Source organism: Actinocorallia herbida, from assembly GCF_003751225.1.
Taxonomy (GTDB): Bacteria; Actinomycetota; Actinomycetes; order Streptosporangiales; family Streptosporangiaceae; genus Actinocorallia; species Actinocorallia herbida.
The window spans coordinates 9,706,412-9,720,324 of record NZ_RJKE01000001.1 but is presented as its reverse complement, the minus strand read 5'-3'; the positions used below and the strand labels follow the sequence as shown (position 1 = coordinate 9,720,324).

Here is a 13,913-nt window from a genome sequence, read left to right as displayed (position 1 = left end):
GGAAGGATCGGCCGATAAGGTGTATCGCCCTTTCGCTGTAAGGCATTAACCTTGGAGATCCCAAGCACCCGCAGCCAAGACACAGAGGTCAACCGTGCCCACTGGCAAGGTCAAGTGGTATGACACCGACAAGGGTTTCGGCTTCCTCACCCGCGATGACGGCGGTGAGGTGTTCGTCCACTCCTCCGCACTCCCCTCGGGCGCCACGACGTTGAAGCAGGGCCAGCGGGTCGAGTTCGGCGTGGTGGAGGGCCGCAGGGGGCAGCAGGCGTTGTCGGTGCGCGTACTGGACACCCCGCCTTCGGTGGAGAAGACGATCGCGAAGGCCAAGCGCAAGAAGCCCGACGACATGGTGAACATCACCGAGGACCTGATCAAGCTCCTCGACCACGTCTCGGAGACGTATCGGCGCGGCAAGCACCCGTCAAGTGCGGAGGCGAAGAAGATCGCGACGGTGCTGCGCGCCGTGGCCGACGACATCGACGTCTGACCTGCCCTAGGCTTTTAGGGGAGGATCTAAGGCATGAGCACATCGACGCGCGAGCGGATCGTGGCCGAAGCGCTGCGTCTCTTCGCCGAGCGCGGATACGCGGCGACCTCGGTGGCCGAGATCGAGGCCGCGGCCGGCCTGTCACCGGGCGCCGGTGGCCTGTACCGGCACTTTCCTTCCAAGCAGGAGGTGCTGACCGCCGCCGTCCGGGAGCACATCGAGCGCACCCGGCACCAGGTGGTCACGGTCCTCGCCGAGTCCGAGCAGTACAAGGGCCGGCCGCTGGAGCTGCGGCTGCGCATGACCTGCGTCGCGGGCCTGGAGAAGATGCGCGAGGAGAAGGAGCTGGTGCGGGTCCTGTTCCGGGACCTCGACCAGTTCCCCCACCTCGTCGCCGACATGCGCGACGGCGTCGTGAACCCGCTGTACGAGGGCATCGCCCAGTGGATCTCCGCCCAGCCCGAGTTCGCGGGGGTCGACGAGGACTGGGACGCCATCGCGGCGATCCTCGGCGGCTCGGTCGTCAACTACTGGCTGGCCAACGAGTCGCTTTACGAGGCGCCGATCAAGACCGACGAGAAGCGCTTCACGTCGGCCTGGGCGCGGCTGGCCCTGGGCCTGCTGCCACGGCCCTGAAAACGCGCGCAAGGCAAGGCGGGGCAGGGGCACGGGGGACCGCAACGGACGTGGACAGCTACGGGGACTGGCTGCGCGGGCGCACCGACGAGGAGTTGGCGGCGCTCGTGCGGGCGCGCCCTGAACTGATCTCGCCGGTCCCGGCCGACCTCGGCGCGCTCGCCGCCCGCGCGGCGGCGCCCACCTCCGTCTCCCGGGCGCTGGACCGGCTCGACCGGGGCGCGCTCGCCACGCTGGAAGCCGCCATCGTGCTTCCCTCCGCGACCATGACCGCGCTGAAGAAGGCGCTCGGGCCCCGGGTGCCCGAGGTCGTCGACCGGCTGACGGAGCTCGGGCTGCTGTGGCCGGGGCGGCGCAGGTCGCACCAGGTCGCGCCCGGGGTGCGGGCCGCGCTGCGCGAGCCCGCGGGGCTCGGGCCGCCCGCCCGCGAGGCCCTCGCGGTGCTCCCGCTGGACAGGCTCGTCCCGCTCGCCGCCGATCTCGGCCTGTCCACCTCGTTCGCCAACGCGGTCGGCCTCGCCGAGGTCGTCGCGGAGCGGCTCGCCGACCCCGCCGCGCTCATCGACGACGCGGGTCCCGAGGCGCGCACCGCGCTCGACCGGCTGGTCTGGGGGCCGCCGTCGGGGCGGATCGAGAACGCGCGCCGCACCGTGCGGCTCGACACCGCGGCGAGCCCGATCGAGCGGCTGCTCGCCCGCGGCCTGCTCATCGCGACCGACGAGCGGACCGTCACGCTGCCCCGCGAGGTCGGGCTGTACCTGCGCGGCGGCACGCTGTTCCGCGCCGACGTCCTCACCGAGCCGCCCCTCCAGGGCCCCGAGCGGGCGCGGCGGCTCACCGACCAGATCGCCTCGGGCCAGGCGTTCACCGCGCTGCGCCTGATGGAGGGGCTCCTGGACGCGTGGGGGCTCAACCCGCCGCCGGTGCTGCGCAGCGGGGGCCTGGGGGTGCGCGACCTCAAGGCCGCCGCCGTCCTGCTCGACGTGCCGGAACAGGACGCCGCCCTGCTCGCCGAGCTGGCCCTCGCCGCGGGCCTGCTCGCCAGGGACGCCGAGTGGACCCCGACCCGCTCCTACGACCTGTGGATGCTGCGCGGCGCCGCCGAGCGCTGGGCCGACCTCGCGGGGGCCTGGCTGGACACCGACCGGGTGGCCGGACTCGCCGGCGGCAAGGACGATCGCGACAAGACCGTCAACGCGCTGTCCGACGAATCGATCAGGACCCACGCGCCGCGCGTCCGCCGGGAGACCCTCGCCGCGCTGGCCGAGGGCGTCGCGGCCACCGAGGAGTCCGTCCTGGAGCGGCTGGCGTGGCGCACGCCCCGCCGCACGGGCGGCCTCCACTCCCGGCTCGTCACCTGGACCCTGCGCGAGGCCGCCTTCCTCGGCGTCACGGGGTTCGGCGCCAAGGCGTCCTACACCGACGCGCTCCTCGCCGGGAAGGACGTCACCGAGCCGCTCTCCGCGCTGCTGCCGGAGCCCGTCGACCATGTGCTGCTCCAGGCCGACCTCACCGCCGTCGCGCCCGGCCCCCTCGTGCCAGACCTGGCCCGCGAACTCGCCCTCACCGCCGACGTGGAGTCGACGGGCGGGGCGACGGTCTACCGGTTCTCCCCCGAATCCGTCCGACGGGCCATGGACGCGGGCCGGACCATCTCGGAACTGATCGACCTGCTGACCAGGCACAGCGCCACCCCCGTCCCGCAGCCGCTCGCGTACCTGATCGAGGACGTCGGCCGCAAGCACGGAAGGCTCCGGGTAGGCACCGCCCTGTCCTACGTGCGCTGCGACGACCCCGCCGTCCTCGACGAGATCCTCGCCGACCGCAGGGCCGCGACGCTCCGCCTGTACCGGCTCGCCCCGACCGTCCTGGCCTCCCGGCTGTCCCGGCAGGACCTGCTGGAGGCGCTGCGCTCGGTCGGGTTCTCGCCGGTCCCCGAGTCGGCCGAAGGCGGCCTGGTCGTCACCCGGGCCGACGCGCACCGCACCGAGACGCCCGCCCGGCCGCCCCTCGAGCACGACCAGGCGGTCGACGCCGAGATGGCCATCGCGGCCGTGCGCGCGCTCCGCGCGGGCGAGGAGGCCGCCGCCATCGGCGCGCCCGACGGCGAGCCGCCCAGGACCCCCTCGATGGCGACGATCGAGCGGCTGCGCGCGGCCATCGGCACCCGGGTGTGGATCGGCTACCTGGATCAGCAGGGACAGGCCACGAGCCGGATCATCGAGCCCGTCAGGGTCGACGGCGGCTACCTCACCGCCTACGACCGGACGAAGGCGTCGGTGCAGCGGTTCACCCTGCACCGCATCACCGGCATCAAAGACGTGTGAGACTTCCCGCAACCAACCGCTACGCTGCAGAGTCAAACCCCCCGAACGACCCTTCAGCGAACGAACCATCCGCGTTCCCCCCGCTGAGTCCACGCGAGAAGGTGCTGCTCCCGTGAGCTACGGCTATCCCAATCCCGACCCGGGCTCCTACGGCTACGGCATCCCCGGGCATCCGAACCAGTACGGCGGCTACGGCCCGCCGCCTCCCCCGCCGAGCAACGGCGCCGCCATCGGCGCGCTCGTCGCCAACATCATCCTCACCATCACCTGCTGCGGGCTGTTCGCGATCCCCGGCATCGTGACCGCCGCGATCGCGATGGGCAGGTACCAGACCGACCCCGTCTCGGCCCGCAAGCTCACCACGGCGAGCTGGATCATCTTCGGCGTGGCGATCGTGCTCGGCATCCTGCTCGTCATCGTCTACGTCTTCTTCCTCGCGAGCTTCTCGGAAGGCGGCGGCAGCGATTGGGTCGACAACGGCGGTCAGCGGATCTAGGGCGGTGCGGAACACCGGTGGGGCCAAAGATGTTGCAGGATGAATGCCCATGAACGCTGGCCCGTTGATCGTGCAGTCCGACAAGACGCTCCTGCTCGAAGTCGATCATGAGCGCGCGGCGGACTGCCGCCGGGCGATCGCGCCCTTCTGCGAACTGGAGCGCGCGCCCGAGCACATCCACACCTACCGGGTGACGCCGCTCGCGCTGTGGAACGCCCGCGCCGCCGGGCACGACGCCGAGCAGGTCGTCAACGCCCTGATCGAGTTCTCCCGCTACCCCGTCCCGCACGCCCTCCTGGTGGACGTGGCGGACACCATGGGCCGCTACGGAAGGCTCCGGCTGGAGAAGCACCCGGTGCACGGCCTCGTCGTGATCTCCACCGACCGGGCCGTCCTGGAGGAGGTGCTGCGGTCCCGCAAGATCAAGCCGATGCTCGGCGACCGGGTCGCCGAGGACACCGTGGTCGTCCACCCCTCCGAACGCGGCTCGCTCAAGCAGGCGCTGCTCAAGATCGGCTGGCCCGCCGAGGACCTCGCCGGATACGTCGACGGCGAAGCGCACAAGATCGACCTCGCCGAGGACGGCTGGACCCTGCGCAACTACCAGAAGGACGCCGCGGAGGCGTTCTGGCAGGGCGGATCCGGCGTCGTCGTGCTGCCCTGCGGGGCGGGCAAGACCACCGTGGGCGCCGCGGCGATGGCCCACGCGGGCGCGACCACCCTGATCCTGGTGACGAACACCGTCAGCGTGCACCAGTGGAAGCAGGAGCTGCTGAACCGGACCTCCCTGACCGAGGAGGAGATCGGCGAGTACTCGGGCTCCAAGAAGGAGATCAGGCCGGTCACCATCGCGACGTACCAGATCATGACGTCGCGGCGTAAGGGCGTCTACGGGCACCTCGAGCTCTTCGACGCCCGCGACTGGGGCCTGGTGATCTACGACGAGGTGCACCTGCTGCCCGCGCCGATCTTCCGGATGACCGCCGACCTCCAGGCGCGCCGCCGCCTCGGCCTCACCGCGACCCTCGTGCGCGAGGACGGCCGCGAAGGCGACGTCTTCTCCCTCATCGGCCCCAAGCGCTACGACGCGCCTTGGAAGGAGATGGAGCAGCAGGGCTGGATCGCCCCCGCCGACTGCGTCGAGGTCCGGGTGACCCTGACCGACTCCGAGCGCCTCGCCTACGCGACCGCCGAGCCGGAGGAGCGCTACCGCTTCTGCGCGACGACCGAGACCAAGACGCGGGTCGTCGAGCGGCTCGTGGAGTCCCATCGCGACGAGCAGGTCCTGGTGATCGGCCAGTACATCGACCAGCTCGACGAACTGGGCGAACGACTCGACGCGCCCGTCATCAAGGGCGAGACGAAGATCAAGGACCGCGAGAAGCTCTTCCAGCAGTTCCGCACCGGCGAGATCTCCTGCCTCGTCGTCTCCAAGGTCGCCAACTTCTCCATCGACCTCCCCGAGGCCTCCGTCGCCATCCAGGTCTCCGGCTCCTTCGGCTCCCGCCAGGAGGAGGCCCAGCGCCTGGGCCGCGTCCTGCGCCCCAAGGCCTCCGGCAAGACCGCCCGCTTCTACTCCGTGGTGGCCCGCGACACCCTGGACCAGGACTTCGCCGCCCACCGCCAGCGCTTCCTCGCCGAACAGGGCTACGCCTACCGCATCACCGACGCCGACGACATCTGATGCCGAAAGGCTCAGTGGCGGAAGGAGCGGCGGTAAGAGAGGGGGGAGAGGCCTACGGCGGTGTGGAGGTGCTGGCGGAGGGTCACGGGGGTGGTGAAGCCGGAGAGGCGGGCCACCTCTTCGATGGGGAGGTCGGTGGCTTCGAGGAGTTCGCGGGCGTGGGCCAGGCGCTGCTGGGTGAGCCAGCGGGCGGGGCTCATGCCGGTCTCGTCGCGGAAGCGGCGGGTGAAGGTGCGGGGGCCCATGCCGGCGCGGGCGGCGAGGTCGGGGACCGAGACGGGGCGCGCGAGGTGGTGCAGCGCCCAGGTGCGGGCGGGGGCGGTGGACGTGCCGGACGGCTCCGGGATGGGGCGTTCGATGAACTGGGCCTGGCCGCCGTCGCGCATGGGGGCGGTGACGCAGCGCCGGGCGGTCCGGTTGGCGACGTCGGCGCCGTGGTCGCGCCGGATGACGTGCAGGCACAGGTCGATCCCGGAGGCGACGCCGGCGGAGGTGAGGATGTCCCCCTCGTCGACGAACAGCACGTCGGGATCCACCTCGACGGCGGGGAACAGCTCCGCGAGCCGGGCGGCGTTCCGCCAGTGGGTGGTGGCCCGGAGACCGTCGAGGAGGCCCGCGGCGGCGAGCACGAAGGCCCCCGTGCAGATCGACATGATCCGGGCGGAGCTCCCCCGCAGCGCGTCCCTGACGGGTTCGGAGATGACCCCGTCCATCACCGCGCCCCCGTGCACTCCGGGGACGACGACCGTGTCGGCGGTCGCGAGCAGGGACAGATCGTGGTCGGGGACGATGGCGTATCCGGCCTGGCACCGCACCGGGCGACCGCCGTCGGTGCAGGTCAGGACCTCGTAGTCGGCCGGCCCCCGGGCCGCCCAGAAGACCTGTCCCGGCACCCCGACGTCGAGGGTGGCGAAGTCGTCCATGACCAGTACCGCGACACGATGGGGCATGCCGCAGATCTTACTGTCCCGAATCTTGCGTTAGTTGTCCTTTGGGACACTCACGGGCATCCGCCCGGGTCGGCGAGACTTCCCGCATGAAGTTGCACAGAGCGTGGATCGTCGGAGGCGTCGCCCTCGTCGCGATCATGGGCGCGGCGGGGTTCCGCGCCACCCCCGGCGTCATGATCAACCCGCTGCGCGAGGAGTTCGGCTGGTCCAGCGGGACGGTCTCGCTCGCCGTCTCGGTGAACCTCGTGCTGTACGGGGTCACCGCGCCGTTCGCCGCCTCGCTCATGGACCGCTTCGGGATGCGCCGGGTCGTCGCCGCGGCGCTCGCGCTCATCGCCGCGGGCAGCGGCCTGACGGTCTGGATGACCGAGAGCTGGCAGCTCGTCGCCCTCTGGGGGGTGCTGGTCGGCCTCGGCACGGGGTCGATGGCCCTGGTGTTCGCCGCGACCCTGACCGACCGCTGGTTCACCCGCCGCAAGGGCCTGGTGATGGGCGTCCTCACCGCGGGCGGTGCGACCGGGCAGCTCGTCTTCCTGCCGCTCCTCGCCGCGCTCGCCGAGGGCCCCGGATGGCGGACCGCCTCCGTCGTGGTGTCGCTCGCCGCGCTGGCCGTGGTCCCGTTCGTCTGGTTCCTGCTGCGGGACTCCCCCGAAGAGGTCGGGCTCACCGCCTACGGCACCGACGTCCCCGTCACCCGGGTCAGGCGGGAGGGCGCGGCCGGGCACGCCCTGCGCACGCTGCGCGAGGCCGCCCGGCACCGCGGCTTCTGGTACCTCGCGATCGGGTTCTTCGTGTGCGGGGCGAGCACGAACGGCCTGATCGGCACCCACTTCATCCCGGCCGCGCACGACCACGGCATGCCCGAGCAGGCCGCGGCGGGCCTGCTGGCGGTCATCGGGATCTTCGACGTGGCGGGCACCATCTTCAGCGGCTGGCTCACCGACAGGTTCGACCCGGCCAAGCTGCTGCTCGTCTACTACGGGCTGCGCGGGCTGTCCCTGCTCGTCTTCCCGACCCTGCTGGCGTCCGGGAACCCGCCGAGCGCGACCTCGCCCGGGATCGTCCTGTTCATCGTCCTGTACGGGCTCGACTGGGTGGCCACGGTGCCGCCGACCGTCGCGCTGTGCGCCCGGCTCTTCGGCGCGGACGGCGCGATCGTCTTCGGCTGGGTGTTCGCCTCGCACATGATCGGCGCTGCGGCGGCGGCCGTCGCCGCGGGCGTCCTCCGGGACGAACTCGGGGCCTACGACGCGGCCTGGTACGGATCGGCGATCCTCTGCCTGCTGGCGGCGGGTGTCTCGGCCGCGCTGCGGGCCAAGCGCGCGGCTCCCGGCCTGGCCCCCGAGGAGGACCCCGACGGCAAGGCGCTCACGGACGCCTGACGAGGCGGGGCGCCCACCCCGGGCGCCCCGCCCGCGCCGGCTAGAAGACGCCCTGGCCGGGGGCGAGGATCTTCGACGGGTCGTACTTGGTCTTGGCCGCCTTGAACGCGGGCCAGGCGGGCCCGAAATGGGCCTTCCAGTCGGCCTTGCTCATCGGGTTGGACCCGATCGGGTACCAGCCGCCGCCGCGCGCCCGGGTCTGCTCGTAGAAGGCGCGGTTGAGCGCGGTCATCGCGGCGGGGTCGGCCGAGCCGGGCGACGAGGTGCGCAGCAGGGAGAACAGGAAGGCGTGCTCCTCCCCCGCCGAGCCGAGCCGCAGCAGCGGGGCCTTCACCTTGGCGGTCGGGATGGGGTAGAGCAGCAGGACGGCGCTGAGCCCGATGTTCGCGGGGGTGAGGCCGGGCAGCGCGGCGGTGACCAGCTCGTCGACGGCCGAGGCCGCGACGATGCTGTCCAGCCACGGGTGGGGCCGCTGCCACTCCCCGATGGCCTGGAGGATCCCCACGATCGGGGTGATCCGGTCGGCGAAGTCCCAGTAGGTGAGGTCGTCGATCGTGACGGACGTATGGGTGAGGTCGCCGATGAGGGCGGCGTCGTCGGCGGGGGTCGCGTCGAAGGCGACGGCCTCCATCATGAAGGTGTGGCCGCCCTCGACGACGGCGAGCGAGCCTTCCAGGTAGTCGAACCGCCCGTCCTCGGCCATCGCGATCTGCGCGGCGGTGAGGTCGGCGACGCTGCCGTAGTAGAGGTTGTAGCGGCGGACCGTGGCGGGCGCCGGGACGAGCCGCACGACCGCCTCGGTGATGATGCCGACCTGGCCGAGGCCGCTGCGGGCGGCGTCGAAGAGGTCCTTGCGCAGGGTCGGCGAGCAGCGCAGCACGTCGCCCTTGCCGGTGACGACCTGGAGTTCCAGCACGTTGTCGACCTGGGCGCCGTGGTGGATGACCGCGCCGCCCACCCCGCCCGCCGACAGGGTGCCGCCGACGGACAGGCCGAGGTAGTCGGTGAGGGTCGGCGGGGTGAGTCCCTGGGCGAGCGCGGCCTGGACCAGCGCTCCCCACAGGACGCCGCCGCCGACGACGGCCCGGTCGGCGCGGATCCGGATCCCGTCGAGCGGCGCGGTCTCGATGACGAGGCCCCCGGCCACCTGGGACTGCCCGTTGGTGGTGTGGCCCTGTCCACGTCCGGCCACCTTGAGGCCGCGCGCCCGGCAGAACTTCACCATCTTGGCGATGTCGCCGACCGAGCCCGGTTCGAGGACGGCGAGGGGGGTGCGGCTGACGATGTGTCCGAAGTCGTCGGCCGCGGCAGCCAAAGACGCGGCGTCGGTGCGGAGCGTGCCGTCGAGGGACGGGATGGCGTCGAAGGGGCCGCCGGCGTGCGCCGCGGTCACCCAGTTCCGGCTGACGGGGTCGAGCCCGACGACCAGGGCGCCCGCGACCAGCCCGGTCATGATCGAACGGCGGCTGATGGCGTGAGATTCGCGTTCCTGCATTGGAGAAGCCTCCCTAGGAAGATCCACTTTGGGAATCTTCGCAAGAAAGCCACATCACATAAGGGCGATTCGGGAACTTCTCCCTATTGGCTACAAAGACCTCTAAAGTGTCCACCCAGATCACCCGTCACCCGAGCCGACCCAGGGACCCCGCACCGTGACCAAGTGGGCTGAACGAGAAAGACGCCACGCCGCGGCCTTCGACGTCATCGGCGCCCGGTACGACGAGGCCTTCCCGCACAAGGAGGGGCAGCTCGCCGCAGGCTCCTGGCTCCTGGACCGCCTCTCCCCCGGCTCGCACGTCCTCGACCTCGGCTGCGGGACGGGCCTGCCGTCCGCCGCGCAGATCGCCGCGGGCGGGCACCGGGTCACCGGCGTCGACCTCAGCGCCGAGATGGTCAGGATCGCCGGACTGAACGTGCCCGAGGGCGAGTTCCGGCAGGACGACCTGCGCGACGTCACCGGCGAGTTCGACGCCGTCGTCGCGTTCTTCGTACTGCTCATGCTGCCGGTGCCCGGCATCCCCCGATCGCTGGAACTGATCCACCGCCTCCTCAAGCCGGGCGGGCTGTTCTGCCTCTCGATGGTCGAGGCCGACCTCGAGGAGTTCCCGATCCCGTTCCTCGGCCAGGAACTGCTCGTCTCCGGGCTGCTGCGCGACGAGCTGCGCGAGGCGGTCGAGTCCGCCGGGTTCGAGATCGAGGAAGAGAACGTGCTCAGCTACGCGCCGGCCACGACCCAGGCCGTCCCGGAGATCCAGCTCTTCTACAACTGCCGCCGGGTGTGACGTGAGCGAGACCGCCGAGAGCCTCAAGGAGCGCCTGGCGTTCCTCGGTGCCGCCGCCGCGCGCATCGGCACCCGGCTGGACCCCGCCGAGACCGCGCGGGCGCTGGTCGGCGCGCTGGTGCCCCGACTCGCGAGCAGCGCGACCGTCTACTTCGCCGAGAGCCTGTTCGGCCAGCGCGCGGAGTTCGGCGACGACCTTCGCCTGGTCGCCGGACCCAAGCAGCCCGAGGAGGCGGCTCAGCGGGCCGTGGCGTTCGGCGCCGCGGTGCACGAAGGGCGGCTGGTGGCCCTGCCGCTGCGGGTCCGCGGCAGGACACTGGGCGCCGTCCTGCTCGAGGCCCCCGGCGCCGACGAGATCGACGCGCTGATGACCGAGCAGCTCGTCGCCCAGGCCGCCCTGGCCGCCGACAACGCGCACAGGTACCGGCAGGAGGCGGCCGCCGCCGACACGCTCCAGCGCAGCATGCTGCCCAACCGGCTGCCGCGCTTCGCCGGGGTCGAGATCACCCACCGCTACCTGCCTGCCAGCGATCACGCCAGGGTCGGCGGCGACTGGTTCGACGCGATCGGGCTGCCCGGCAGCCGGGTCGCGCTCGTCGTCGGCGACGTCATGGGGCACGGGATGCGCTCCGCCGCGATCATGGGCCAGCTCCGCACGTCGGTGCAGACCCTCGCCGCCCTCGACCTGCCGCCCGACCAGGTGCTGCGCCAGCTCGACGGGCTGGCCCAGGGCCTCGGCGAGAACCACCTCGCCACCTGCATGTACGCCGTCTACGACCCGGTGGCCCGGCGCTGCACGTTCGCCAACGCCGGGCACCTGCCGCCGATCCTCGTCCACGCCGACGGCCGCGCCGAACTCCTCGAAGTGCCCGAAGGGGTGCCGATCGGCGTCGGCGGCGTCGCGTTCGAGCCGATGGAGGTGCCCGTCCACGACGGCGACCGGCTCGTCCTGTGCACCGACGGGCTCGTGGAGGTCCGCGGCCAGGACATCACCGAGGGCCTGGAGCAGCTCCGCGCCACGCTCGACTGCCGCCGCCTCACCCTCGACGCCCAATGCGACGACGTCCTGCGCAACCTCCAGATCGACGACCGGAGCGACGACGTGGCGGTCCTCATGGCCGATCTCACCGGCATTCCGGCCGCGAACGTCGCCCGGTGGATGCTGGAGCCGCGCCGGACCACGCCGTCGCGCATCCGGCGGCTCATCCGCGCGACCCTCAAGGCCTGGGACCTCGCCGACCAGATCGAGATCACCGAGCTGCTGGCCACCGAGGTCGTCACCAACGCCGTCCGGTTCGCCACCCGGCCGATCGAGCTGCGGCTCGTGCAGACCGAGCATCTGCTGGTCGAGGTGATGGACGACGAGTACACGCTGCCGGTCCTGCGGGACGCGCACGAGGACGACGAGGGCGGCCGCGGCCTCCAGCTCGTGTCGCGCCTCGCCCGGCGGTGGGGGGCGACCCGCACCGCCTCCGGCAAGATCGTCTGGTTCGAGCTGGGCGTCTAGAGCCGGACCGTCGTCACGGGCAGCGAGGAATCGGCGGGAATGTCCAGCCGCGAGTCCTCCAGACCCGCCGCGACGAGTTCCGCGCCGAGCGCCGCGACCATCGCGCCGTTGTCGGTGCACAGACCGGGCCGGGGCACCCGCAGCCGGACGCCCGCCTTCTCGCAGCGCTGCGCGGCCATCTCCCTGAGCCGCGAGTTCGCCGCGACGCCCCCGCCGATCTGGAGGTGGTCGACCCCGTTGTCCTTGCAGACCGCGATCGCCTTCCGCGTCAGCACGTCGACCACGGCCTCCTGGAAGGACGCGGCCACGTCGGCGATCGGCACGGACTCCCCGGCCCGCTCCTTCGCCTCGACCCAGCGCGCCACGGCGGACTTCAGGCCGGAGAAGGAGAAGTCGTAGGTCCCGTCGTCGATCTTGCCGCGCGGGAACGCGATCGCGCGCGGGTCGCCCTCCCTGGCCCTCCGGTCGATGATCGGACCGCCGGGGAAGCCCAGGTCGAGGACCCTGGCGACCTTGTCGAACGCCTCGCCCGCCGCGTCGTCGACGGTCGAGCCCAGCGAGCGGACGTCCCGGGCCACGTCGGGGACCAGCAGCAGCGAGGAGTGCCCGCCGGAGACCAGCAGCGACACGCACGGCTTGGGCAGCGGCCCGTGCTCCAGCTGGTCGACCGCCACATGGGCGGCCAGGTGGTTCACCCCGTACAGGGGCTTGCCGAGCGCGAGGGCGTACGCCTTGGCGGCGGCGACGCCGACCATCAGCGCGCCCGCGAGCCCGGGGCCCGCGGTGACCGCGATGGCGTCGAGGTCGCTGAGCGCCACCCCGGCCTCGGCCAGGGCCCGCTCGATCGTCGGGGTCATCGCCTCGAGGTGGGCGCGGCTGGCGACCTCGGGCACGACCCCGCCGAAGCGGACGTGCTCGTCGACGCTGGAGGCCACCGTGTCGGCGAGCAGGGTGTGCCCGCGGACGATGCCGATGCCCGTCTCGTCGCAGGAGGTCTCGATGCCCAGCACCAGGGGTTCGGTCACGGCTCGTCCCTCCGCATCATGATCGCGTCCACGCCGGACGGCTGGTAGTAGCGCTTGCGCACGCCGATCCGGACGAAGCCGAACCGCTCGTACAGCCTCTGGGCCGGCTCGTTGTCGGCCCGCACCTCCAGGAACACCCTGCGGCACCCGCGCCGGACCGCCTCGGCCAGCAGCTCGGTCAGCAGGGCGGCGCCGAGGCCCCGGCCCTGGCTGGCGGCCGAGACGCCGATCGTCTGCACGTCGCCGTCACCGCCGACGGCGGCCAGGCCCGCGTAGCCGACGACCGAGCCGTTCTCCTCCAGCACGATGTAGTGCCGGGTCCCCGGCATCGCGGCGAGCTCCTCGCGGAGCATGCCCTCGGTCCAGGACTCGTCGCCGAACAGCTCGTGCTCCAGCACCATCGCCGCGGGCAGGTCCGCGGTCGACATCGGCCGGATCCCGGTGTCGCTCATTGGCTCGCCTTCTTCCGTGCGCCGATCTCCTGGGCGTCGGGGCGGCGCAGGTAGAGCGGTTCTGGCGGCAGCAGCGGCAGTCCGGCGCGGCCCGACAGCCTGCTGATCGCGATCTCCGCGATCGCCCCCGCCGACGGCAGGAGCGGCGCCCGGTCAGCGGGACCTTCCCGCTCCTCGAACACCGCGGAGTACAGCGCGGCGCCCTCGCCGATCGCGGGCAGCCCGGAGGCCGCGGCATCGGCGGCCGGGCCGACCGACGGCTCGGTCACCCGCCGCTCGAAGGAGTCGTAGCGCGCCCAGTAGACCTCTTTGCGGCGCGCGTCGGAGGCCACCACGAAGGGCTGGGTGCGGCGGCTCGCCCAGGCGAGGGCGTCGAGCGTGCAGACCCCGTGGACGGGGAGGCGCAGCGCGTTGCCCAGGGCGTCGGCGGTCGCCAGGCCGACCCGCAGTCCCGTGTAGGGGCCGGGGCCGACGCCGACCGCGATCGCGTCGAGGTCGCCCGGGGACGCCCCGGCCTCGGCGAGGACGCGGGAGATCGACGGGGACAGCACCTCGGCGTGGCGCTGCCGGTCCACCCCGGCGACGACCGCCACGGGCCGGGCGGCGGCGCCAGGGAACCACTCGTAGAGAGCCGCGGTGACCGCCGAGGTCGCGGTGTCGAAAGCCAGTACCAGCACGACCG

At 72.5% G+C, this 13,913-nt stretch carries 13 protein-coding genes; 8 read left to right on the top strand and 5 right to left on the bottom strand.

Going from position 1 to position 13,913, the window contains the following annotated elements:
* Positions 1-94: 94 nt before the first annotated feature.
* The 5 genes from EDD29_RS44430 (at position 95) to EDD29_RS44410 (ending at position 5,633) form a co-directional block, all read left to right on the top strand.
* Positions 95-490: a cold-shock protein gene (locus EDD29_RS44430; RefSeq protein WP_123670118.1), complete on the top strand. Its 396-nt coding sequence runs from the start codon at positions 95-97 to the stop codon at positions 488-490.
* Between the two features lie 33 nt (positions 491-523).
* Entirely contained in the window at positions 524-1,126 is a 603-nt protein-coding gene (locus EDD29_RS44425) for a TetR/AcrR family transcriptional regulator (RefSeq protein WP_170201821.1), read from the top strand.
* Positions 1,127-1,176: 50 nt separating this feature from the next.
* Positions 1,177-3,453, top strand: a complete 2,277-nt coding sequence (locus EDD29_RS44420) for a helicase-associated domain-containing protein (RefSeq protein ID WP_123670117.1) — start codon at positions 1,177-1,179, stop codon at positions 3,451-3,453.
* Positions 3,454-3,565: 112 nt separating this feature from the next.
* Positions 3,566-3,949 carry a hypothetical protein gene (locus tag EDD29_RS44415; protein ID WP_211360182.1) on the top strand — a complete coding sequence of 128 codons (384 nt, stop codon included), beginning with the start codon at positions 3,566-3,568 and terminating at the stop codon, positions 3,947-3,949.
* A 49-nt stretch (positions 3,950-3,998) separates the two neighbouring features.
* Positions 3,999-5,633 (top strand): DNA repair helicase XPB, encoded by a 1,635-nt coding sequence (locus EDD29_RS44410; RefSeq protein WP_123670116.1) that lies wholly within the window; start codon positions 3,999-4,001, stop codon positions 5,631-5,633.
* 11 nt (positions 5,634-5,644) lie between these two features.
* Here the strand turns inward: EDD29_RS44410 and EDD29_RS44405 are convergent, their stop codons facing one another.
* Positions 5,645-6,583 (bottom strand): GlxA family transcriptional regulator, encoded by a 939-nt coding sequence (locus EDD29_RS44405; RefSeq protein WP_123670115.1) that lies wholly within the window; start codon positions 6,581-6,583, stop codon positions 5,645-5,647.
* A gap of 86 nt (positions 6,584-6,669) precedes the next feature.
* Between EDD29_RS44405 and EDD29_RS44400 the strand changes: the two genes are divergently transcribed.
* Positions 6,670-7,965, top strand: coding sequence for an MFS transporter (locus EDD29_RS44400; protein ID WP_123670114.1), 1,296 nt, complete (start codon positions 6,670-6,672; stop codon positions 7,963-7,965).
* 40 nt (positions 7,966-8,005) lie between these two features.
* On the opposite strand, the gene EDD29_RS44395 is transcribed toward EDD29_RS44400, so the two are convergent.
* Positions 8,006-9,418 carry an FAD-binding protein gene (locus tag EDD29_RS44395; protein ID WP_211360181.1) on the bottom strand — a complete coding sequence of 471 codons (1,413 nt, stop codon included), beginning with the start codon at positions 9,416-9,418 and terminating at the stop codon, positions 8,006-8,008.
* A 199-nt stretch (positions 9,419-9,617) separates the two neighbouring features.
* On the opposite strand from EDD29_RS44395, the gene EDD29_RS44390 reads away from it, so the two are divergent.
* Entirely contained in the window at positions 9,618-10,247 is a 630-nt protein-coding gene (locus EDD29_RS44390) for a class I SAM-dependent DNA methyltransferase (protein ID WP_123670112.1), read from the top strand.
* A gap of 1 nt (position 10,248) precedes the next feature.
* Positions 10,249-11,754, top strand: coding sequence for an ATP-binding SpoIIE family protein phosphatase (locus tag EDD29_RS44385; protein ID WP_211360180.1), 1,506 nt, complete (start codon positions 10,249-10,251; stop codon positions 11,752-11,754).
* Here the strand turns inward: EDD29_RS44385 and tsaD are convergent.
* The 3 genes from tsaD to tsaB are packed head-to-tail and all read right to left on the bottom strand — an operon-like array spanning position 11,751 to position 13,908.
* Positions 11,751-12,779, bottom strand: coding sequence for a tRNA (adenosine(37)-N6)-threonylcarbamoyltransferase complex transferase subunit TsaD (gene tsaD, locus EDD29_RS44380; RefSeq protein WP_123670111.1), 1,029 nt, complete (start codon positions 12,777-12,779; stop codon positions 11,751-11,753). The genes EDD29_RS44385 and tsaD overlap by 4 nt on opposite strands.
* Positions 12,776-13,231 carry a ribosomal protein S18-alanine N-acetyltransferase gene (rimI, locus tag EDD29_RS44375; protein ID WP_211360179.1) on the bottom strand — a complete coding sequence of 152 codons (456 nt, stop codon included), beginning with the start codon at positions 13,229-13,231 and terminating at the stop codon, positions 12,776-12,778. Before rimI ends, tsaD begins: the two co-directional genes overlap by 4 nt.
* The gene (gene tsaB, locus EDD29_RS44370; protein WP_123671069.1) at positions 13,228-13,908 is read right to left on the bottom strand and encodes a tRNA (adenosine(37)-N6)-threonylcarbamoyltransferase complex dimerization subunit type 1 TsaB; all 681 of its coding nucleotides are present in this window, start codon (positions 13,906-13,908) and stop codon (positions 13,228-13,230) included. The genes rimI and tsaB overlap by 4 nt, the downstream gene beginning before the upstream one ends.
* Positions 13,909-13,913 lie beyond the last annotated feature (5 nt).

Bases quoted from the DNA above. Each gene is read 5' to 3' on its own strand.
- EDD29_RS44395 (WP_211360181.1), bottom strand. From the start codon at position 9,418: ATGACCGGGCTGGTCGCGGGCGCCCTGGTCGTCGGGCTCGACCCCGTC.
- EDD29_RS44410 (WP_123670116.1), top strand. From the start codon at position 3,999: ATGAACGCTGGCCCGTTGATCGTGCAGTCCGACAAGACGCTCCTGCTC.
- EDD29_RS44400 (WP_123670114.1), top strand. From the start codon at position 6,670: ATGAAGTTGCACAGAGCGTGGATCGTCGGAGGCGTCGCCCTCGTCGCG.
- EDD29_RS44405 (WP_123670115.1), bottom strand. From the start codon at position 6,583: ATGCCCCATCGTGTCGCGGTACTGGTCATGGACGACTTCGCCACCCTC.
- EDD29_RS44425 (WP_170201821.1), top strand. From the start codon at position 524: ATGAGCACATCGACGCGCGAGCGGATCGTGGCCGAAGCGCTGCGTCTC.
- rimI (WP_211360179.1), bottom strand. From the start codon at position 13,231: ATGAGCGACACCGGGATCCGGCCGATGTCGACCGCGGACCTGCCCGCG.